This window comes from Gloeobacter violaceus PCC 7421 (assembly GCF_000011385.1).
GTDB lineage: Bacteria > Cyanobacteriota > Cyanobacteriia > Gloeobacterales > Gloeobacteraceae > Gloeobacter > Gloeobacter violaceus.
The window spans coordinates 3886756-3908430 of the sequence record NC_005125.1 but is presented as its reverse complement, the minus strand read 5'-3'; the positions used below and the strand labels follow the sequence as shown (position 1 = coordinate 3908430).

Sequence of the window (21675 nt, the reverse complement as noted above, 5' to 3'; positions counted from 1 at the left end):
CGTGAATGCAGGACGGATGGATAGCCCTGTACGCCCCTCAGTATCGCTGAGAGTTCCGGCTCTCTGAGCTATTCATAACATTTTTTTGAAGGTTTCAGCCTGTCTCCGGAGGGGGAGAAATCAGCTCAGAAAGAATCTGGGCGTAGCTTTTGACCTCCTGCCAGGTGGGGTCGAGCCCCAGCCGCTCTTCCCAGGTACGCAGTCGGCTGAGGGCCGCCGCCTGGTCGGAGGCCAGGATTTCCAGTTCTACAAAGGGTTCTTTAGGCAGTGCGTCGAGGTCATCCAGCACCACCTCCGCGTCCTCACCGAGCTTCCAGACCGAGCGGGTCCGCCGCATAGCGGGTAGAGCGTCGGTGGCGATCAGTTGCACCAGCGAGCGGGCGGCCTCGAGCACCTGCGGCGAGAGGGGAACTTCGATCTCCCGGCGGCTGCGGATGCCGTCGGCGCTCAGTTGGGTCGGTCCTTTAGCGATGAGCTTGAGGCTGTCGCCGCTTGCACGCAGTCGCAGGTAATGCTTCTCGGGGCTGGTAAACCCGTGCACGTCCTCCTCGCGCAGCACCCGAGGCGGGCCGTAGCACTCAGTGAGCTTGTGTTGCAGGGCGTCTCGCTGCGCTCGGGGCAGGCGGTACTTTTTTTCGACCTCGAACATGGGTGTCGGGTGTCGGGTGTCCGGTGTCAGTATCCCCCGAAACCGGACCTACGCGCAGGTCGCCGGCTGCCGGGCGCGGTCGACCGCCGCCAGCAACGCGTCGACCGGAACGTGGCGGCGCATGCCGTCCGCTACCTGCTCGATCAGCGGCGCGTCGACTTTGAGCAGTTGGCGAGCCTCCGCCTCGCAGGCCTGCTGCCAAAACCCGGCACCCACGGGGGAACGGCCCTGGGCTTCGAGTCCGGCGTCGATGAGCGCAGCCCACTGTGCCAGCGTGCGCAAATCATGACCGGCTCCCACCGACTTACCGAGCACCAGTTCTTCGCTCACTTTGCCGGCCACCAGCACGGTGAGGGTGCGCAGCAACTGTTTGGGATCGCCTGGGTCGGGGTGGTGTTGGAAGTAAGTGGCGCCGCAGTGCTGGTGGAGGTAACTTGCCGCCGGGGTAAGCGCGTAGCCTGCGACCGGCACCCCAAGGCGGTGGGCGACGATGAGGTGCCCCGCCTCGTGCACCGAGGCCACCCGCCGCCAGATAGGCCACTCCACCCACTGGTTGAAGCGCAGGTGCATCCGACCGGCGAGCCTGACCCATACGGGCCGCATCAGCCGCAGTGCGCCAATCACCGTGACTACCAGCAGGGCGGTCAGCTCGATCGGGCACTGCCACATCGCCCAGAACAAAAAGCTCAGCACCACGGCGAGCAGGCCATCGGCGACTACTTCCCGCAGGATCGATAGGAGCACCCGGGCCTCCGCTCAGCGCAAACCGTTTGGCGACTATCCTATCAACCGGTGGCCTTCAGAAGCGGGCCGGGGTGGATTTTCCCTCGAAAGCGACCGCCAGACAGCGGCGCACGAAGCGGCGGGCCGCCCACGCCTGGGTACCCCAGTGCAGGTGCAGATACGAAGCGTGCAGATTGCCGCGCACCCAGCCTTCTTGCTCATCGTCGTCGAGTTGCCACAGCGGCGCGCCCGGCTGGGGTTCCATGCGCGAGCGGTGAAACAGGTGGCCGCGCAACTGTCTGCCGGCTTCGACGGCGCAGGAACTGTGCAAAGCCGTGGCCACCCGGTAGCCCAGTACCGTGCGTTTGCCCATCCAGCAACTGGCCTCCAGGATGCCCGCCATCGGGTGGGAGCGGCCCTCGGGGGTGCGCAGCGCTTCGCCCAGCACCATCAACCCGCCGCACTCGGCATAGAGGGGCACCCCACGGGCCACCGCCCCCCGCAGTCCTTCCCAGAAGCGGGTTTTTGCGCTGAGTTCGCCCGCGCACAGCTCGGGAAAACCGCCTCCCAACAAGTAACCCCGGCAATCGGGCCACTCGCCGGCCAAAGGCGAAAAGGTCTCCAGCTGCGCCCCCAGGGCCGCGAGCAATTCCAGATTGTCCTGGTAGTAGAAGCTGAAGGCCCGGTCGCGGGCGACGGCGATGCGCACCGGCGGCAATGGCTCCGCTTCCCAGCGCGCCGGGGCGGGGGCGGTAGGTTGGATGGCCACCAGCGGCAGCAATTTCTGCCAGTCGAAGGAGCGCTCGGCGAGGGCAGCCAACTGCTGCTGGGTGCGCCGAAAGTCGGACAGTTCCTCCACCGGCACCAATCCCAGGTGGCGGTGCGGCAGGGCGATCGTTTCGTCTTTGTAGACGGTTCCCAATAGTTCGAGACCCTGGCTGCGCACAGCCTCAGAGAGGATTTGGGCGTGGCGCTCGGAGCCCACCCGGTTGAGGATCACCCCGGCGATGCGCACGCGCGGGTCGAAGCGGCGAAATCCGTAGAGGGTGGCCGCCACCGAAAAGCCGGCCCCCGATCCATCGATGACCAGGATCACCGGCAAGCGCAACAGGCGGGCGACGTGGGCGGTGCTGGCAAAATCGCCCTGACCCGCCCGTCCGTCGAATAGCCCCATTACCCCTTCGATCACGGCCGCCTGCTGGCCCCGGCAGTGGTGGTGGTAGGTGGCGCGCACGAACGGTTCGTCGGTCAAAAACAAGTCGAGATTGACGCAGCCCTGGCCGGTGACGGCGGCGTGGAACATCGGGTCGATATAATCGGGGCCGACCTTGAACGAGCGCACCCGCAAGGCGTGGGCCTTGAGGTAGGCAAGCAGAGCGAGGGTTATCGTCGTCTTGCCGGTGCCGCTCGCCGGGGCTGCAATGATGATCGCCATAGAGCCTGTCGTCCGGTGAAAAACCGCTCTTCAGTCTATGGGCAAAATCCGGGTGGCTGCCACGTTGAACAGGGAGACAGGTGGTCCAAATTGTTGCGCACCCATGGCCGACCCGGCATATTCTCGCTGCAATGTCGCTAGAAAGAGGCAATGGCGGTGAAATATATCCACCGTGCGGGAGGCGGCAAACCATGACTATCTATCAAAAGCTCTGGGACAGCGACGAGAACCGATTCACAGTGACTCAGCGCAACGAGGCGGGCGAATGGGCCGACCCACAGGCCGAAGTCTTCCTGGACGCGCAGGTGCGCGCCAGCGGCAAGCGCAGTTTGGATCTGGCGGCCGGACCGCTGTTTGCAAAAGTGGAGGAGGCCAAACTGCGCAAGCCGACCTACGCGGCGTTTATTGCGCTGTTGGACAACTATGCGACCACTGCCCGGGTGGCGGAATCCTACGACTCGGGCGAAGAAGAAGAAATCCAGGACTACCTGGAGGTGATCCGTGAGACGGTCCCGGTGCGTCTGGCGCGCGAGTACATCAATGGGGATCTGGGCCGCAACCTGAGTGAGGTGCAGTTTATGGCCGCCTTGCGGCGCATCTGGTTTGAGCTATTTACTAACTATTTCCAGGGCAAATCCCAGGAATATTGCAGCGGTTTTGAGCACGTATTCGTAGGCGAGGCCAAGTACGACACGCGCTTTGGCGGGGCTGAAAATTTGGGGGAAATTTCCGGCTACCACAACTGGATCAAGTTCTTTCTGGATGAAAAGTTCGGGCGGGTGAATTTTTTGGGCTATAAGTACGATCTGCGGGGTGAGGAGACCCCCGACAACCCGAACGTCGTGACGCTGCAGATGGAATGGGAACTCAAGAATATGGGCGGCGAAACCCTCGCCCGCCTTTTCAAGAAAAAGGGCGGCTTTTTCGTGGGCACTAGCCCGGAGTGCGAAATCGCCATGGGAACGGTTGCCTTCTACGAAAGTGAACAGGGTCTATTGCGCCAGGAAAAGCGTCAGACAACGATCAACGGCGCGCGCTACAACCTGGTGCTCTACCGCAGCACGACCCCCCAGGGCAGCCGCGGCGATTTTATCCGTTCGTTTTACCCCGAATTTTTGGGCGATGAGGATGGGCGCGAGGTTCCGATGGATCGCACGGTTGTCCGCCCGCGCGCCGCGGCGCGCAAAGCCGATGGGCCGCTGGTGATCGTTGCGGCGCTGCCCAATCCCGGACGGGGCGATTCCGACGAAGAGTGGGTGGAACTGCAAAACGTCTCAACCCAGCCTATCGATCTCACGGGTTGGCAACTGCGCGACCGAGCGAATCGTCCCGAAGCGCTCACAGGCACGATTGCTTCCGGTGAGACCCGTCGGGTGCTCGTGACACGCGCGCGGCCCGATACGATGCAACTGGGCAACCGCGCCGGTCTTATCGCCCTATTCGACGCCCAAGGCGAACTGGTGGCCGCTGTCGACTACCGCCGCACCCGCTCCGGGCAGGTATTGCGCTTCGAGGGGGGGCAGGGGGGCTAATTGCTGCCGGTGATGCGGGTCGTAGCCTGGGTTTCAACGATCCGGCCCAATTAAAGAAGGCCGAAAGCCGTCCTGAAAAAGCAGAAAAGCTGCCTCTTCAGCAGCTTTCGGCATTTGAAATTGGTATCGGGATGACAGGATTCGAACCTGCGACCTCTTCGTCCCGAACGAAGCGCGCTACCAAACTGCGCTACATCCCGTTGCGCTTAATCAGCCTATCACAGCCCAATTATCGGCGGGCAGGCTGAAACTCGGTCTGGCCGGTGCAGGCGGCGGGGTAGCGGATGCGCTGGTGGTTCTGCTCCTTCCAAACTTTGACAAAGGTTTTGGCTATCAAGGGCAACTCTTCTTCTTTAAGATCCGAGTCTTTGAGTTGGCCCTCGCGCCAGCGGGCCGCGAGGATGCGCTGCACCATCGCCACCGCCTCGGGCTCGGTGACGTCTTTGAGCGAACGCAGGGCCGCCTCGCAGGCATCGGCAAGCATCACCAACCCGGTCTCGCGCGATTGGGGCGTCGGGCCGGGGTAAGTAAAGTCTTCGTCGCGAATGTTTTCGGCGCCCACTTCTTCGCAGGCCTGGTGGTGGAAATAGGCGATGCGGATGGTGCCCTGATGTTCGGGAATAAAACTCTGGATCACCTGGGGCAAACCGTGGCGGCGGGCCAGTTTGAGACCGTCGGTGACGTGATCGCGGATGACGGCCGCCGAGCGCCAGGGATCGTCCAGTTGCAGGTGGGGGTTGGGAAGCCCCATCTGGTTTTCGATAAAGTAGCGGGGGCGGACCATCTTGCCGATGTCGTGGTAGAGGGTGCCCGTGCGCACCAGATCGGCGTTGTCCCCCAGGCAGCGGGCGGCAGCCTCCGCCAGGTTGGCGACAAACAGGGTGTGCTGGAAGGTGCCGGGAGCCTCGGTGGCCAGGCGCTTCAGCAAAGGCTGGTTGGGATTGGCCAGTTCAGAGAGGCGCACTGGCGTCACGACATCGAACAGCCGCTCCAGATAGGGGCTGGCCCCGAGGGCCACGATGCTGCAGACCAGGCCGCCGCCGAACATCTCGCCCGTGTGAATGAGCAGTTCGCGCCAGTCGTAGCCCGCCGGGAAAACCAGATTGAGCAGGGCGTAGACGCCGCCCTGGACAGCGGCGGCGAGTACCCCCAAAAAGGCCATCTCCTCGCGCGAGCGCAGGCGGCCCACCTGCACCGCCGCCACCAGACCGCCCGCCAGCACCGGCCAGAAGATCGCCGGCGGCAAAGCCAGGCCATACCAGAAGGGCACCGCCAGGGCCAACAGGGCAACGCTGCCGCGCAGCGAGCCATAAAAGTTGCCCAGCAGCAATCCGGCGGCGATAAAGGGCAAAAAGCCTCCCCAGCCCCAACTGTTGCCGATGATCACCCCGATAATCGCCGTGCCCAAGGCGACCACCAGCGTCAGCAGATAGTCGCGCTTGCACAGACAGGCGCGGCCCAGCCGCTTGTCGATGCCCAGAAAAGTCGAGAAGGCGACAATCTGGATCACCGCGAGCAAGCCCAGTTCCGGCCAGTTGATCCCACGCTGGGTCAGATCGAGCTGATCGAGAATCGCAAACCAGCGGGGGGTCACCGTATCCCCTTTGTCCAGCAACACCTGACCCTTTTGAATCTTGATGCGGATATCCTCGACGTTCTGAACGCTTTGCTCCGCCTCGCGCAGGGTCTGGAGCGGGTCGACGCGCAGATTGGGTGTGAGCACCGAAAGCACCAGATCGGTGGCGATCCGGCGCTGGAGAATATCAAAATTTGCGGGCAGTTGGGCGGTGATCCCCTTTTCGCGCAGCTCCGGATCGAGTTTGGGAACGATGCCAATCGCCAGAAGCCGACGGGTGACCAGGCGGGCCTGGTCAGCTACGTCCTGCCACTGGGCGGGAGTCAGCCCCAAAAGCCGGTCCTGAAAGACGATAGGGGCGGTGCGCAGGCGCGAGAGCGCTTGACCGTAGGCCAGACGGGAGCGCTCAATCGCCACGATTAAATTATCGAGTTCACCGCCCTCGCGCCGATTACTGAGACTGGCAAGGATCTGACGATCGAGGGTCGGCAAAGTCTCAGCTAAAGGTGTGCCTGGGGAGAAGGCCAGTTGCTTGAGGCGCCGCCAGCCCGCCTGGGGCATCGCGCGCAGGTACTGCTGAGCTTCGCTGGTGAGGATACCGGGATTGAGGTAGGGCAGCTTGCCGGCAGTCGCGACGATCTGATCGCCCTCGGTGAGCAGGTCGTCGAGGCGATCGCGCACCTGGGCATCTACCAGCGGATCGTAGTCGTACACCTTCACGGCGGCGCGGCTCGCCTCGCGGCGGGCTTTTTCGGTCTCGGAGCGGTCGGTGACCTCGACGGTGCGCGGGGCGACGATCGCCCGATCGACGCGCGTCCCCACCGACAGTCGCGGCTCGCTGTAAAAGCGCACTCCCAAAACGGCAGTGAGCGACAGCACAGCCAGCAGAAACCAGACCGGCGCGTCCAGTACCGGCCTATAGAAAGCCAGCCACTTCAAAGAACCGCCGCGCCACGGACCAGCGAACAGAGAGTGGCTCATGGGCAACTCCCACCCGGTGCAAGCAGCGTTCCAAATTTTCTGGCCATGGCCTTCAGCCTCGTTGCCGTGTCGTGAAACTCACTACAGCCGTCCCCAGCGCGCCAGCAACACTCCCCAACTCAACCCGGCGCCGAATCCCGCCAGGACCACCCGGTCTCCCGCCCGGATGCGTCCATCTTGCACCCACTCCTGCAATATCAGCGGCACCGAGGCGCTCGAAGTGTTGCCGTAATCGGCGAGGTTGCTCGCCATCCGTTCGGGGGCAACGTGCAGGCGGCTTGCGACAGAGTCGAGGATGCGCTGATTGGCCTGGTGCAGCAAATACGCTTTGACCTGTTCCGGAGCCACTCCGCAGGCGGCCAGGGTCTTTTCGATCAAATCGGGCACCGCCTCGACGGCAAAACGATAGACCTCCCGGCCATTCATTGTAATGGATGCAAAGCGGGCGCGCGTGGCTGCCATGTCAGCCGCCAGCGGCACCGCCTCCGCCGTGCAGTGGATATTGAGGTGGCCCGCCCGGGCGCCGTCGGTGCGCAGCTCGAAGCCCAAAATACCCTCAACCTCCCCCGCCTCCAACAGCGCCGCCCCGGCCCCGTCGCCAAACAACACGCAGGTGGCGCGATCGGTCCAGTCGGTATAGCGCGACAAGGCATCGGCTCCCACCACCAGCACCGTGCGGTAGGTTCCTGTGCGTACAAACTGGCTCGCCGTGGCCAGGGCAAAGACAAAGCCCGAGCAGGCGGCAGTCAGGTCAAAGGCGACGGCGCGCACGGCCCCGATTTCGTGCTGTAGATGGGCGGCCCCGCCGAACAGGTCGTCGGGGGTGGAGGTGGCCAGGATCAACAAGTCGACGTCGAGAGGAGAGCGGCCTGCCTGGGAAAGGGCGTCGGTGGCGGCGCGGGCGGCAAGCTGGGTGAGCGACTGGCCGGGGGCTAGGATGCGCCGGGAGCGGATGCCGGTGCGCGAAGCGATCCACTCGTCTGAGGTGGTGACCAGTTCACTGAGGTGGTAATTGGTGAGGACCTGTGCAGGGACAGCCCCGCCCACACCCGTCATCTGTACCGCGGGCAAGCGTCTCCTCCGAAAAGCACTCCCTCGATCATAAGGTCAAAGGGGACTCCCCCGCCAAAATGCGCAAAAAAGGAGCCCGAAGGCTCCTTTGCCATAGTGTGCGCCCCGCGGAGCAACGGGAAGTTAGCTCGCGCTCTCTTTTTTGGGCTTGAAGGTGCCGATGAAGCGACCTTCGACATCCACTTCGCCGGGCAAAACCGCCAGACCCGAGGACTGCTTGCTTTTGAAGCTGCCGGCGATCTCGCCGGTTTGGGAGTTGACGCTCTCGATGCTGAGGACCATCCTGCCCTCGCCGGTTTCGCGCGCCCGCGACTCTTTGGTGGCTTCGTCGTAGGCGGCACCGCTGTTGGCATAGGTCGACTGGGAGTTTTCGTAGCCGTAGTCGGTGCCCCGACCGCGCGAATCGGTGTAACCCAGGCCGCGCAGCGACGGCACCACCAGCTCGCCGGTAAAGTCGGTGGAGGTATCCACGACATTGCGGGGGGTGGCCGACACGGCGTCCAGACCGCTCGCACTGAAGTTGAAGGCGATACGCTCGGAGCCCACCTGCAGGGTCATCTGATAAGTGTTGCGCCCACCGGTCACTTCCATGGCGGGCTTGCCCTGCGCGTTCTGGTGCAATTCGGCGATCACCGGACCCAGAGGAGCGGTCTGCCCCCAGATAATCTTGGCAGGGCGGCCCTCGTAAGCAATTTTCTTGGGCTGCAAACACAGGTCGTACGCCTGGCGGACTTCACCGGCCCGCAGTTCGAGCGGCGCGCGGTCGCCGGTGGGCTTTTTGCACTCGATAGCGTAGCCGAACTCGGTCGACGACGCGCCGGGTGCACGATCGGAGCCGCAACCGGTCAGCGAGACTGCGCTGATCGCGACCAACCCCAAAACAAGCGCTGAGTGCCTCATCTCGAAAAATCCTCCCCGCAGGTACGGTCCTGGGCGCAAAGGGCAATGAAAAATGGACAAATATTGCAAATGGTTGCAATAGCTCTCATATTCTAAAGCACTGATCCCCGTTGAGCAACCAAATTGTTCGCCGGGATCGAGCTGTAATGGGAAGTGTGGCCCATCGGTTCCGGTTCCATGGCAAAGCGCTGCTCAGGCTCAAGTTTGGAAGGATTTCTCAACCTCGACAAACCCGCGGGGCTGACCTCCCACGACTGCATCGCCCGGCTGCGGCGGGTGCTGGGCGAGCGGCGCATCGGTCACGGCGGCACCCTCGATCCGGCGGCCACCGGGGTATTGCCGGTGGCGGTGGGTCGCGCGACGCGGCTGTTGCGCTTCTTGAGCGAAGGGAAGGTCTACCGGGCGACGGTGCGCTTTGGGCTGAGCACCGACACCGACGATCTCGAAGGCAACATCCTCGCCGACGCCGGTGCGGCCGATCTCGATCTCGGCCGCGTACAGGTCCACCTGCAAGCTTTTCGCGGCACGATCTCCCAGGTGCCGCCGCGCTACAGCGCCATTCACCAGGAGGGCGAACGGCTCTACGACCTGGCCCGCCGGGGGGTGGCCATCGCCGAAATTGCCCCGCGCACCGTCGAAATCCAAGCGCTCACGGTGCTGGACTGGTATCCAGGCCACTACCCCGAGTTGCAAATCGAGATCGCCTGCTCCACCGGCACCTACATCCGCTCGATCGCCCGCGATCTGGGGACGGCTCTCGGCACCGGTGCCACCCTCGCCCGCCTGCTGCGCACGCGAAGCGGGCCGTTTGCCCTCGAAGCGAGCCTGCCGCTGGCGGCGGTCGAAGCGGGATTCCAGGCGGGCACCGTGCCGCTCATCGGACCGCGCACTGCCCTGGCTCACCTTGCCGCGGTGCATCTTGAACCACCGCTCGCGGCGCGCTGGTTGATGGGCCAGAGGGTGCCGGGCGATTGCGAGGGTGCTTTCGCACAGATCTGGGAGTGCGAGACGGATCGCTTTTTGGGTGTGGCGGCTTGTGAGGCGGGTTCCCTGCAGCCGCTGGTGGTGCTGCCGACGCTTTGAGCGCACAAGGCCGAGGGTTTGTTAACATTTGAAACGAACTGTTTGCCGGAGGCGAGCCGCCATGACCGCCGCCCAGGATTCGCGAAGCCCGTATGCGTCGGCCGATTGGGCCGGAGGGTACCGCACCCTTGAAGCCGAGCAGGCCTATGTCATCGACGCTATCGAAGGCACAATTCCGGCCGAGCTTACGGGCACTCTCTTTCGCAACGGCCCGGGCCGCTTCGAGCGCGGCGGGGTGTCCTACAAGCACCCGTTTGACGGCGACGGCATGATCTCGGCGGTCCGCTTCGCGGGCGGCCGGGCTCACTTCCAGAACCGCTTCGTGCGCACCGAGGGCTTTATCCAAGAATCGGCGGCCGGGCGGATTCTAAGCAAAAACGTTTTCGGCACCCTCAGGCCCGGCGGATTCTGGGCAAACGCCTTCGACTTCGGCTTCAAGAACGTCGCCAATACCGGCGTCGTCTACCACGGCGGCCGGCTTCTGGCGCTTTGGGAGGCCGCTCCTCCCCACCGCCTCGACCCGGCGAGCCTCGAAACGTTTGGCCTGGACGATCTCGCCGGGGCCCTCTGCGGCGGCAAACCCTTCGCCGCCCACCCCCGCCTCGATCCTGCGACCGGCGATTTGATTTCCTTTGGGGTGCGCACCGGCCTGCAGACGGTTCTGTATATCTACCGCCTCTCCCCCGACGGCGGCGTGCGCGTCGAGAGCGAGCACACCGTGCCGGGTTTTGCCTTCGTGCACGATTTTGCCCTAACCGAGAACTACTGGGTCTTCTTCCAGAACCCGATGGCCCTCGATCCGCTGCCGTTTGTGCTGGGTTTCAAGGCGGCCGGGGAATGTCTGCGCCTCGCCCCCGGCGAACCGACGCGAATACTGCTCATTCCAAGAAACGGCGGGCCGGTGCAGACGATTGCCACCGAACCATTCTTTGTCTTTCACCACGTCAACGCCTTCGAACGGGAGGGCCGGATCGTCGTCGACAGCATCCGCTACGAAGAATACATCACCACCCAGGAGGACCGCGATTTTCGCCAGACCGACTTCAGCCGGTTGCCGGAAGGCTGGATCTGGCGCACGCAGATCGACCCGGTCAAAGGTCGTGTGGAAGCCCGACCCCTACTCAGGCGCTCGGCCGAATTTCCCCAGGTGCATCCCGATCGCGTCGGGCGTCCCTACCGCTTCGCCTTTGCCGCCGCTGTCCACGCGGAGGGCGGCAACGCCCCTTTGCAGGCCATCGCCAAACTCGATGTCGAAACGGGTCGGGCGGAATTTCACAGCTTTGCCCCGTCCGGGTTCGTCAGCGAACCGATCTTCGTGCCCCGCCCGGACGGTACTGCCGAAGACGACGGCTGGCTATTGGCGATGGTCTACGATGCCCGGCGCGACAGGAGCGATCTGTGGATCCTGGACGGCCGGGATCTCACCTGCCTGACCCGCCTCGGCCTCAAGCACCACGTCCCCTACAGCCTGCACGGCACCTTTGTTCCCGAAGTGTTTGTCCATTTTTGAATTGCGAACTTGCCAGGCCGCGTCCCGGCCCCTGACGGCCTCCAAGGCCCGCGCCTGCGCACTTGTAGACTGGAACTGGATCCCATCCGATGGAGTCTGTACAGCGGGTACCGGCTGAAGCTTGCATACATTTGGCGTTATCGTACTACCTGTAGACAGGCCCATGCGTTGGTTGGAAGTGGCAGCCATGATGATGTCTTTCGTGCGTTCGTTGTTGCTGTTCAGCGGTTTGATGGTCTATTCGGCGTCGGTGGGCACCGCTGCGGAGTTGCCCACCGGCCGGCTTGCCCGCGAAGCGGTTCAGGCCCAGTGGAAACTTCCGCGGCTCAAGACCGACGGCACCGTCACCGTCAAAGCGAAGTTGCTGTCCGACGGACACCTGATCGATCCCCAACTCACCCTGGGCGGTCCCCTCGCCATCGAAGGCGGAGAAGCGGCCGAGCTGACCCGCCGCAGCCTGGAGGAGGCGATCCGCCGGGCGGTGGTGGACACAGCCTCCCGCGGCCCGGTGGAATTTACGCTGCAGATCCGCTCCAGCGGCCGGGTGCCGGGGTGCTTTCCGCTGCGGGTCGCTCTGCCCGTCGCGCTCAAAGATACCCAGGAAACGATTCCTGAGGTGTTGTTCAAAGGTCTCGAACAAGGCCTCATCAAGTGGAACGCGATGGTGGTGGGCTACGCCGAGGGCAAATTGCCGGAGCCGCTGGTGGTGGTGCCCTCCCCCGAACAGGCCGATGTCGTCGTCGAAGCGTTTGAAGATTATCCCGACTACAGCAGCTACTTCATCGACGAGCGCAGCGGCCGGGTCGTGGTGCGCATGCCCTTCAAGCGCGATGTCGGCGCCTGGGTGACACAGGGCTTTCGTTGGTGGCACCCCGAGCAGATTACCCAGCAGACGATGTTCCAGTTGGGCCGTCAGATGGGACTGGGGCTTTCTGAGAACAACACCAACGTCCTCTACCCCGACCAGTCGCTCACCATCGTCACCAGCCCCCAGAAAGGGCTGGGCGTCGGTACCAGGAACGTACAAACAATCATTGACGGCAATCTCGTCAACGAGTACGGCGGTGGCGACCGCACCATCACCAGTTTTCAACTCGAAGACGCGGGTGATTTTGTGCGCACCCGCAGATGCGCCGCCGAGCGCGCCCCTGCTTCACCCAACGTGATCAATCGCCCGGAAACACCCTGAAAGCGACTTCCGGCTCGATGCCGGCGGCGTCAGGCTGAGTGAGCGCGCCCGCCGTGCTTTGGCGCGGCGCGGTTACTTTCCGGCAACTCCCGTGGGACGCACCAGGCTCGCCCGGCCAAGATCGAGGCGCTGGAAGGGGATCACCTCGATGCGGGAGGCGCGTTCAGCAAAGCGCTTGCGCAGGTCGGGCAGAAACGCCTTGGCGTTGCCCACCAGCACCACCGATTGGTTGGACTGCAGATAGCCCGCGGCAAATTCCTGGACTTTGAGGGGGGTGACCGCCTCCGCCTCGCCGATGAAGGTGTTGATCTGCCCCAGGGGCAAGCCGTAGAGGGCGAGGGTGCCCACCTGGTTCACCAGGCCGTCGATCGTTTCGAGCGAACGGGCGAAGCCGCCGGTGATGACCGCCTTGCGCGGCTTCAGTTCTTCAGCCCCTGCAGGTTGACCCACCAGGCTTGCGAGGGTGTCGATCACCACCTGGGTGGCCTCGGCGGCTTTGGCGTGATCCACCAGGGTGGCGGCGACAAACGGCCCCGGCTCGCGGCGGCCCACCAGGCTGGCGCCGGCGCCGTAGGACAGTCCCCGCTTGATGCGCACCTCGGCATTGAGCCGGCCCGAGTAACCGGTGATCACGGCGTTGGTGACCACCCCCAGGATGTAGGCCGGATCGGCGCGGCGGAGTACCGCTTTACCCACGGCCACCGCCGTGCGGCCCGCCTCGGGCTGATCGATCACCACGACGCGCGAAGCGGTGTCGCGTTTATCTGCGGGGAAAGCCGGAAGTGGGGCGGCGGGTTTGGCCCAGTTGCCGAAGACGCGCTCGGCCTCGGCAAAAGCTGCTTCTGGGGCGATGTCTCCTCCGAGCACGAGCACGGCGTTGTCCGGCCGGAAGTAAGTGCGGTGGAAGCGCTCCAAGTCGGCGCGGGCGATGGCGCCGAGCGATGCGGGGGTGCCCTCGGCCGGTTGACCGTAGGGGGCTTCGCCGTAGATCAGCCGCTGCGCCACCAGCTGCGCCAGGGCCGAAGGATTGCTGTAGGCCAGTTGCAGATTGCTGATCGCCTGGGTTTTGGCCCGGGCAATTTCAGCGGGGGCAAAGGCGGGGGTGCGCACCACCTCGGAGAGGATGGCGAAGGCCCGCCCGAACTGGGGTGTGGTGGCGCTCACCTCCACGCGGGTCGCATCGAAGCCGGCACCGGCCTCCAGCTCCGCTCCAAGCGCGTCGATGGCCTGGGCAATCTCCAGGGCGCTGCGGGTCTTGGTGCCTTTGTCGAGCAGGTCGGCAGCCAGCGAGGCGATGCCGGGGCGCGCGGGCGGATCGGTCTCGCTGCCGCTTTTGACAATCAACTGCGCGGCCACCAGCGGCACGTTCGGGCGCTGCACGGCGATCACCCGCAGGCCGTTTGCGAGGGTGCGCTCGACCGGGGTCGGGTAGCTGACCGAAGGGGGCGGCCCCGGAGGAGGCGGGGTCTGCGTCTGGGCGGTAGCCGCCGTTCCCGGGGCCAGGAGCATCGCCGTCAGCGCCCAACACAACGTTTTCATGGCGACTTGCGCTCCTTTTTGGTGGGTCCGGCCGGTTGCATCGCCCGGGGCAGGTAGTCGATGACGGTGCGGTTGGTGGGCACCAGATACTGGCGGGCGACGCGCTGCACGTCCTGGGCGGTCACTTTCTCGATCTCTTCGAGGGCGGTGTTGACCTGCCTGGGATCTCCGCCTACCAGGGTCGCAAGCACCAGTTCGGTGGCGCGGCTGTTGGCCTGCTCCCGGCCGCGCACCAGTTCAGCAATCAGTTGGGTCTTGGCCTTGGCCAGTTCCGCTTCCGGTACCGGCACTTGCTGCAGCTTGCCGATTTCGCCGTCGAGCAGGGTGCGGGCCTGCTCGGGCTTTTCGCCCGCGTTCAAGATGGCGTAGACCACAAACAGCCCCGGCTGCTCGCGCAGATCTGCGCTCGCGGACACCTGGGAGGCCACCTGCTTTTCGTAGACCAGGGTGCGGTAGAGCCGGGCGCTCTGCCCTTGCGAAAGCACATTCTCCAGCACATCGAGGGCGGCCCGGTCGGGACTGGAGCGCGCCGGGGCGTGGTAGACCAGGGCCACCGCGGGCAGCGGCACATTGGCGCCGTAGTGGGTCGTGCGCCGCTCGGCGCTCTGCTTGGGCTCGACGGCGCTCACCCGCGGAATCGGCCGGGAATTGTTGGGTACTGCGCCAAAGTACTGGTCGATCCACCGGTTGGCCTGGACCGGGTCAAAGTCCCCCACCACCACCAGCGTGGTGTTGTCCGGCTGGTAGTAGGTGCGGTGGAAATTCTGGACATCTTCGAGGGTGGCGGCGTTCAGTTCGGCCGGATTGCCGATCACCCCCCGGCGGTAAGGGTGCACCGTGTAGGACTTGCTGTCGAGCAGTTCGAAGAGCATGCCGTAGGGACTGGCCAGCACGCGCTGGTCGTACTCGCCAATCACCACCTGCCGCTCGGTCTTGAAGTTGGTCTCATCGACGACGAGCGACCCGAGGCGGTCGGCCTCCGCCCACAGAAGCGTCTCCAGATAGTTGGAGGGCACCACTTCGAAGTAGTTGGTGATGTCCTCGGAGGTAAAGGCGTTGTTGAAGCCGCCCACATCCTCGGTGAGCCGATCCAGGGTCTCCGGTTTGGTGTTGGCCGTTCCCTTGAACATCAGGTGCTCAAACAGATGCGCAAAGCCCGAACGGCCGGGCGGGTCGTCCTTGCCCCCGACCCGGTAAGCGACCTGGATGGCCACCGTGGGCGAGGTGTGATCTTCCACCAACAGCACCCGAAGCCCGTTGGCCAGGGTGCGCTCGCTAAATTGAACCGGAGGCAGGGGAACAGCCTCGCTCTCAGCCCGCACCGCCGCCCCGAGCGACAGCGTCCCGGCCAGCATTAGGCCCAGCAAAAAACGGCCCACGAAAAGCTCCGTCAAGTCCAAAACGTTATCCCACCGACGGGGGGCGGTGTCAAGAGTTCCCCTGGTGCATCTGCTAGAATTTCGCACACATGGGATTTGGGCGATGTCGCTTCTTGAACAGGGTCTGAGTGCCTTTCAGTTGCAGCAGTACACCGAAGCGCTCTATTACTTCCAGCAGGCGTTGCCGGGGGAGCGTTCGGCGAGCGAGCGCGAGCGGGTGCGCATGTGGATCGCCCGTTGCAGCCTGGCGTTGGGCCGCGAAGAATTGTTGCTCACCCATTGCTCGCAATTGCTCGGTTCCGCCGACGCCCAGGTGCGCGCCTTTGCCCGCTCGGGCCTCAGGCTCTACGGTCTGGCCCACCCCGGTCCGCTCGGGCGCATCGAACCGCGGCCGGGCGGGGTGATTGCCGCCGCCGCCCGCATCTATCTCGATCGCTTCTGGCAACTGGTGCCGGGCAGCCTGCTGGCCGGGGTGTGGGTGGTCGCCCTCAGTTGCCTGGCCATCGCTTGGGGTGCCCTGACGCTCGGGCGTGTCGGCTTTGGGGGGATGGCCGACACGACCCTGCACGGCGCCCTGTCGGTCTGGGGATGGCTGTTGGCACTGGTGCCCGCGGGGGCCTGCGCCCTGCTGGCCTTCGACCGTCTGCTCGCGATTTTGGTGAGCCAGCGCCATGTGGTCCTGGGTGCCGCGGGGACCTCGACAGCGGCACCCAGGACCCTTGGGGCCGCCGCTGTCTGGCGGTTGCGCCTGGGGTGCCTGGGGGCGGCGCTTGCGGCGTTGGGGGTGCTGGTGCTGCTGGCCCGGGTGCACTGGTGGGCGGCGGGGGTCGCGGCACTGGCTTTGCAGCCCTGGTTGCTCAGCCTCTGGCTGGTGCTGGAATTGGTCCTGTCCGGGGGCGAGCAGACCGCGGGGGAGCGCTGAGCACTTACTGGTGGCCGTGGACGCGGCGCACCAGGTCGAGGTCGACGTACTCGGCCCCGGCCGGGTCGCCGTCGATCAGCTCAAACGGCTCGCCGGGTTCGCCGAGGCGATCGACCACCAGCGCCGCCCCGCCGAAGTCGTGGCCGCGGGTGTAGTCGTTGGTGGTGACGATTGTTTTGAGCTTCGCACCCAGGGCCGAGCGCAGACCGTTTTCAGAATCTTCGAAGGCGACGCACTCGGCGGGGTCGAGGCCCATCTTCTCGAGCACGTACAAATAAATGTCCGGAGCCGGTTTTTTGGCAGGCACCACGTCCCCGGCGCCGATGCACTCGAACAGTGCCGCCCCTTCCTCCCCGAGGGTGCTCGCCAGCAGGGCGGTGACGTTGTCCGGCGTGGTGGTCGTGGCGATGGCCAGGCGCAGCCCGGCGGTGCTGGCCGCTTTGAGCAGGCGCTCGACCCCCGAGCGTAGCGGGATGCCGCCTTCGGTGAGCATGCGCACGTAATGGCGGGTCTTGGCGGCGTGCAGCCCGGCCACAAATCCTGCCAGGTCCGGGGGAGCTTCAAATCCAGAGTGGTAGCGCTCCAGAAAGTGGCGGATGCGCTCTTTGCCGCCGGTGACGGCGAGCAGTTCGCCGTACAGCTCTACCGACCAGTTCCAGTCGAGCCCGGCCTCGGCAAAGGCGCGGTTGAAGGCGACGCGGTGGCCGTCGCGCTCGGTATCGGCCAGGGTGCCGTCGACGTCGAACAGCAAGGCGCGCAGTTTTTCGCTCATCGGTCTTCTCGTAAGGCGGGTTGCTGCTCTTCAGTGTCCTACGGCTTGCAGCGAGGCAGCCCCATTTCCGACGGAAGTTACAATGGTGGCAAGGGCGAACGCCCATTGGAGGCCTTTGATGAACCCCAAGGTTGAAATTTATACCTGGCAATTCTGTCCGTTCTGCATTCGTGCAAAGGCTCTGCTCAAGCAAAAAAGTGTAGCCTTTAGCGAATACGCCATCGACGGCGACGAGGCTGCGCGCTCGGCGATGGCCGAGCGCGCCGACGGCAGGCGCAGTGTGCCGCAGATATTTATCGACGGCAAGCACATCGGCGGTTGCGACGATCTATACGCCCTCGATCGCTCCGGCCAGCTCGATCCGCTGCTTGTCGCTTCATGAAGATTCTTTTTATCGTCGATCCGCTCGAGACCCTTAAACCCGGTCACGACACTTCGGTTGCCCTGATGCAGGCCGCCGCGCGCCGCGGCCACAGCGTTTGGGCGGCGGAGGTGGGCGATTTGCAGGTCCACCACCACCGCGCCGCCGCCCAGGTGCGCACCCTGACGATCCATCCGGGCCGCACGCCGTTCTATACGGTCGAAGCCGTCGGCTTTTACCCCCTGAGCGAAGCCGACGTCATCTGGATGCGCAAAGATCCGCCGGTCACCTCCGCCTATCTCTGGGCCACGCAGGTTCTCGATCTGGTCAACGCCGGACGCGGCGACGGGCGCACGACTTTTGTGCTCAACCGGCCCTCGGGATTGCGCAACGACAACGAAAAGCTCTACGCCCTGCACTTTCCCGACCTGGTCCCCGAGACGCGGGTCTGTACCCACCGCCAGGACATCCTCGATTTTGTCGATATCCACGGCCGGGCGGTGATCAAGCCCCTCGACGGCAAGGGCGGCGAAGGAATTTTTCTGCTCGCGCGCGCCGATCGCAATCTCAACGCGATCATCGAGGCGAGCACCGCCTACGGCACCCGCCATGTCATGGTGCAGCGCTACCTCGAAGAATCGCGCCAGGGCGACAAGCGCATCGTGCTTTTGGCCGGTGAACCGATCGGCGCTCTGTTGCGCGTTCCGCGCGAGGACGACGTGCGCGGCAACATGGCCGCCGGGGGCCGAGTGGTCAAAACCACCCTCACCGAGCGCGACCGCGAAATCTGCCGGGTGGTCGGACCGCGGCTGGTGGCCGACGGCCACTACTTTGTCGGCATCGATGTGATCGGTGCTTACCTCACCGAGATCAATGTCACCAGCCCGACTGGAATCTGCGAAATCGATGTGCTGGATGGTGTAGTGTTGGAGGATGAAATCGTCGACTGGCTGGTCGAATATACACGCCCCGCACTCGCAAGGAACCTCTAAATTGTTGCAAGCCACGGCATACAAACCTTTGTACAATTGTCGGCCTTAGGGAGGTCCGTATGTTGCATCGCAAGATTTACCAGCTCTCCCGCGAAGGGACAGAAGTCTGGATTTACCTGCGCGATCAAGGGCGTTGGTTGGAGCGAACGCGGATCATCGAGGTCGAAGGGGATCTCGTCACCGTCCGCTACGAGACCGAAGACGACGACGAAATCTGCGCCTGGGAAGAGATGGTCCGCCTGGAGAGCATCGGCTCGGTCACCCGCCGCCTCTCCTCGGTCCCCCGGGGCCGCACCAGTGTCAGCGACCTGCTCATCTCCGACGACTGCCCCGAGGCCGAGCGCATCCAGGATCATCACGTCTCCGATTGACAGGCGCCGCCCTTCGTGAACGCCCAGCCCCGCGCCTCGTGCGGGGCTTTTTGCCGGACCACCCCCATTTTGTGAAAAGAAAATGAAATGGGCGCGGATCCGCGTGATAAAATCTTTCTTAAAGTTGTTCATCTTTCTTGACAAAGATCCGCCGCCCGGGGTGGGGTGAACGGCGGGTTATTAGATCCAAACAGATAGGGAGAGTGTATGTCCGGGCTGCGCGTGGGCGGACTGGTTTTGGGTTGCGCGTTTTCGGTTTCGATTGCGGCGGCGGCCGAACCTCTGCCGCCTGTCTCCACGCGGGCGGGCGACCTGGCCCCGGCTGAATGGAACCGCATTGCCCAGGCGGCCGGGTCACAGGTTGCTCCTTCTCAGCCGGTGGCCCAGCAGGCGGGCGAGACCGAAGCGGACCTCAAGGATGAACCCATCGATCTCGACGAGGTGACCGTCACCGGCACCGGTCGAGCCCGGCGGCAGAGCGAGACGACCACGCCAATTTATATCATCGACCAAAAAGAAATCGAGCAAAAAGGCTCGCGCACCCTGGGAGATGCGATCCGCAACGTGCCGGGGGTGACCACCAACATCTTCGGAGCCGGCTCGGATGTCCACAACGGCTACTTTATCCGCGGCGTGCCCACCACCAGCACGGCCATCCTCATCGACGGCCGTCCGATCACCAACCTCAACCAGGAACACTACGATCCGAGCGAGATTCCCGTCAATAATGTCGAGCGCATCGAGGTGATGCCTTCCGGGGGAACGACCCTCTACGGCAGCACGGCCCTGGGCGGCGTCATCAACGTGATCACCCGCAAGCCCACCCGGCCCATCGAAGGGCAGTTGTCCGTGGAATTTGGCTCCTACGGCTACAGCAAGTACGGCGCCTACTACCAGGGCAAAAGCGGACCGGTTACCTACAATTTCAACTACGAGAACTTCAATACCCTCAACAGCTTTTTCTACCGGGTGGAGCGGCCGGTGGGCATCTTGAGCGGTACCCGGCCCAACGGCGATGTCAATATGCGCTCCTACAACCTCGATGTCGGCTACGAAATCGACGCGCGCAACACGATCACCCTCAACACCTACTTGCGCAATTTCGCTAAGGGCATCTCGCCATTTTCGATCGTCGATACCCGTCAGAACGTCTTTGGCGGCCAAAGTGCCGAGCAACTCGGGCTCAACGCCGATCACCAATCGCGTTTGCTCACCGACACCTGGGGTATCGGCCTCACCTGGGACAGCAAACTCGGTCAGGGCAACGATTCGAACCTGCAATTCCGCGTCTCGGTGGACCGGGCGCTCAACCGTGAACTCGACCGCATCGGCGACGATTTCAGCACCGAGATTTATCTATTGGGACTGCGCGGCAGCCACGCCTGGCAGGTTTCTCCCGGCTGGGGCATTACCTACGGCTTTGACTTCCTGCGCGAAATCGGCCGCTCCGGGGTGACGACGATTGCGACGGGAACCAGCACCACCGATTACGATACCAGCCTCGACCGGCCCGCCCTGTTTTTCCTCAACGACTTCAAGCTGGCGAGCAACGTCACACTCACCGCCGGGGCTAGGTACAGCATCACCAGCCAGTTCGGCAATTCCTTTGATCCCAACATCGGCATCCGCTGGCAAGTCGCTCCCAACTTCGCCCTGCGCACCAACTTCAATCAGGGATTCAAAGCGCCCAACTTTCACGATCTTTACGGCAAAACCGTCCACAAGGGCAACCCGAACCTGCTGCCTGAGCGCGGTTCATTTTTTGACGCCGGCATCGATTGGCAACCAACACCCACCACCAACTTGCGCTTTACGACCTTCATCGCCAACATCAGCAACTTGATGTCCCTCAACCTGGCAGACCCGCGCTTCGCGGATTTTGCCTATTTCCAGTCGCTGGGCTATATCTTCAACGACCGGGTGCGGGTCAATTATCCGTCGGTTTACAACACCGGCTTCGAGATGGGTTTCAACTGGCGGATGGCTCCGAGTTGGGAATTCTTTTTGACCAATACCTACACCGACTCGCGGGTCGTAGAGGGGTTGCGGCCTGAGATCAACCAGACTCAACAGGCGCTGGTGCCCTTTTTGATGGGCCGTGCCGGATTCAGCTACGAAGATCCGAACGGCTTTCGCGCGGCTGTCTTTGCCAACGTCGTAGGCGGTCGCTCGGTGGACACCTACCACGTCGGGCCGGGGGATGCCGAGGCGTTCGACCCCGCCGGCAATCCGATATTTATCTCCCATATCGCCAAATTGCCGCCCGGCTCGCTGCTGCCCGGCTACACGACTGTGGATCTGTCGCTTCGGGTACCTGTGGCCCAGGCCATCGTCTTGAACGCCTATATCGACAATCTGCTCAACACCTATTACGAGCGCTCCTACGGCGGTCCCGCCCCCGGCACCAATTTCCGGGTGGGCTTGAAGACGACTTTTTGATGGCGGCAGGGCCGCTATTCGGTGTCGTATCGAATCCGGGTGAAGCGGCAGGGTTTGAATCGGACACAGTCTTTTTGGCCGCTCTTTGGTTTGGGATGGGCGGATTTCCAGTGCGTGCACGCTTTGCGTGGCGACTGCGGCGAGGAGTGTGGACGGCAGCGGCGGAGCCGGGCCAAGGGCGCACTCCTGCAAAAAAGACGGCAGGCCCGTGTGAGCTTGCCGTCGGAAGGTTTGGATTTGTCCTGGTGTAG

Annotated in this window: 18 protein-coding genes and 1 tRNA gene; 9 read left to right on the top strand and 10 right to left on the bottom strand. The window is 63.9% G+C overall.

Translation table 11 applies throughout. The annotated features are described in order from the left end of the window. Nucleotides 1-94: 94 nt before the first annotated feature. The 3 genes from GLL_RS19065 to GLL_RS19055 are packed head-to-tail and all read right to left on the bottom strand — an operon-like array spanning nt 95 to nt 2807. Nucleotides 95-649, bottom strand: coding sequence for a CYTH domain-containing protein (locus GLL_RS19065; RefSeq protein WP_164929362.1), 555 nt, complete (start codon nt 647-649; stop codon nt 95-97). 48 nt (nt 650-697) lie between these two features. Then, nucleotides 698-1393, bottom strand: a complete 696-nt coding sequence (locus GLL_RS19060) for a hypothetical protein (RefSeq protein ID WP_011143685.1) — start codon at nt 1391-1393, stop codon at nt 698-700. A 55-nt stretch (nt 1394-1448) separates the two neighbouring features. Continuing rightward, nucleotides 1449-2807 (bottom strand): cobyrinate a,c-diamide synthase, encoded by a 1359-nt coding sequence (locus GLL_RS19055; protein WP_011143684.1) that lies wholly within the window; start codon nt 2805-2807, stop codon nt 1449-1451. 191 nt (nt 2808-2998) lie between these two features. Here GLL_RS19055 and GLL_RS19050 point away from each other — a divergent pair, with 191 nt between their 5' ends. After that, entirely contained in the window at nt 2999-4339 is a 1341-nt protein-coding gene (locus GLL_RS19050) for a lamin tail domain-containing protein (protein WP_164929361.1), read from the top strand. 126 nt (nt 4340-4465) lie between these two features. Here the strand turns inward: GLL_RS19050 and GLL_RS19045 are convergent. From GLL_RS19045 to psbO, 4 genes are all read right to left on the bottom strand, one after another. Beyond that, nucleotides 4466-4539: transfer RNA gene (locus GLL_RS19045), tRNA-Pro, on the bottom strand. A 29-nt stretch (nt 4540-4568) separates the two neighbouring features. After that, a complete protein-coding gene (locus GLL_RS19040; protein WP_011143682.1) occupies nt 4569-6896 on the bottom strand; it encodes an HD family phosphohydrolase in 2328 nt (775 codons plus the stop codon). Nucleotides 6897-6977: 81 nt separating this feature from the next. Next, on the bottom strand, nt 6978-7952 hold the full coding sequence (locus tag GLL_RS19035; RefSeq protein ID WP_164929748.1) for a beta-ketoacyl-ACP synthase III: 975 nt from the start codon (nt 7950-7952) through the stop codon (nt 6978-6980). Between the two features lie 138 nt (nt 7953-8090). Then, complete coding sequence (psbO, locus tag GLL_RS19030; RefSeq protein WP_011143680.1) at nt 8091-8867, bottom strand: photosystem II manganese-stabilizing polypeptide; 777 nt, start codon at nt 8865-8867, stop codon at nt 8091-8093. 204 nt (nt 8868-9071) lie between these two features. Between psbO and truB the strand changes: the two genes are divergently transcribed. The 3 genes from truB to GLL_RS19015 all read left to right on the top strand — a co-directional run bounded on the left by truB (nt 9072) and on the right by GLL_RS19015 (nt 12649). Continuing rightward, nucleotides 9072-9950, top strand: a complete 879-nt coding sequence (truB, locus tag GLL_RS19025; RefSeq protein WP_011143679.1) for a tRNA pseudouridine(55) synthase TruB — start codon at nt 9072-9074, stop codon at nt 9948-9950. Between the two features lie 61 nt (nt 9951-10011). Continuing rightward, the gene (locus GLL_RS19020) at nt 10012-11460 is read left to right on the top strand and encodes a carotenoid oxygenase family protein (RefSeq protein WP_011143678.1); all 1449 of its coding nucleotides are present in this window, start codon (nt 10012-10014) and stop codon (nt 11458-11460) included. Between the two features lie 187 nt (nt 11461-11647). After that, entirely contained in the window at nt 11648-12649 is a 1002-nt protein-coding gene (locus tag GLL_RS19015; protein WP_164929360.1) for a hypothetical protein, read from the top strand. A gap of 72 nt (nt 12650-12721) precedes the next feature. On the opposite strand, the gene GLL_RS19010 is transcribed toward GLL_RS19015, so the two are convergent. Together GLL_RS19010 and GLL_RS19005 are read right to left on the bottom strand one after the other, a co-directional pair. After that, nucleotides 12722-14188: a M16 family metallopeptidase gene (locus tag GLL_RS19010; protein ID WP_011143676.1), complete on the bottom strand. Its 1467-nt coding sequence runs from the start codon at nt 14186-14188 to the stop codon at nt 12722-12724. Beyond that, entirely contained in the window at nt 14185-15567 is a 1383-nt protein-coding gene (locus GLL_RS19005; RefSeq protein WP_197530044.1) for a M16 family metallopeptidase, read from the bottom strand. The genes GLL_RS19010 and GLL_RS19005 overlap by 4 nt, the downstream gene beginning before the upstream one ends. 103 nt (nt 15568-15670) lie before the next feature. Between GLL_RS19005 and GLL_RS19000 the strand changes: the two genes are divergently transcribed. Further along, nucleotides 15671-16489 carry a hypothetical protein gene (locus GLL_RS19000; RefSeq protein WP_164929359.1) on the top strand — a complete coding sequence of 273 codons (819 nt, stop codon included), beginning with the start codon at nt 15671-15673 and terminating at the stop codon, nt 16487-16489. A 4-nt stretch (nt 16490-16493) separates the two neighbouring features. On the opposite strand, the gene GLL_RS18995 is transcribed toward GLL_RS19000, so the two are convergent. Then, a complete protein-coding gene (locus GLL_RS18995; protein ID WP_011143673.1) occupies nt 16494-17261 on the bottom strand; it encodes an HAD family hydrolase in 768 nt (255 codons plus the stop codon). 118 nt (nt 17262-17379) lie between these two features. Here GLL_RS18995 and grxC point away from each other — a divergent pair, with 118 nt between their 5' ends. From grxC to GLL_RS18975, 4 genes are all read left to right on the top strand, one after another. After that, on the top strand, nt 17380-17643 hold the full coding sequence (gene grxC / locus GLL_RS18990) for a glutaredoxin 3 (protein WP_011143672.1): 264 nt from the start codon (nt 17380-17382) through the stop codon (nt 17641-17643). Next, nucleotides 17640-18614, top strand: coding sequence for a glutathione synthase (gshB, locus tag GLL_RS18985; protein WP_011143671.1), 975 nt, complete (start codon nt 17640-17642; stop codon nt 18612-18614). The genes grxC and gshB overlap by 4 nt, the downstream gene beginning before the upstream one ends. A 59-nt stretch (nt 18615-18673) precedes the next feature. After that, on the top strand, nt 18674-18985 hold the full coding sequence (locus GLL_RS18980) for a DUF6679 family protein (RefSeq protein ID WP_011143670.1): 312 nt from the start codon (nt 18674-18676) through the stop codon (nt 18983-18985). Nucleotides 18986-19192: 207 nt separating this feature from the next. Further along, nucleotides 19193-21424: a TonB-dependent receptor plug domain-containing protein gene (locus tag GLL_RS18975; protein WP_011143669.1), complete on the top strand. Its 2232-nt coding sequence runs from the start codon at nt 19193-19195 to the stop codon at nt 21422-21424. Nucleotides 21425-21675 lie beyond the last annotated feature (251 nt).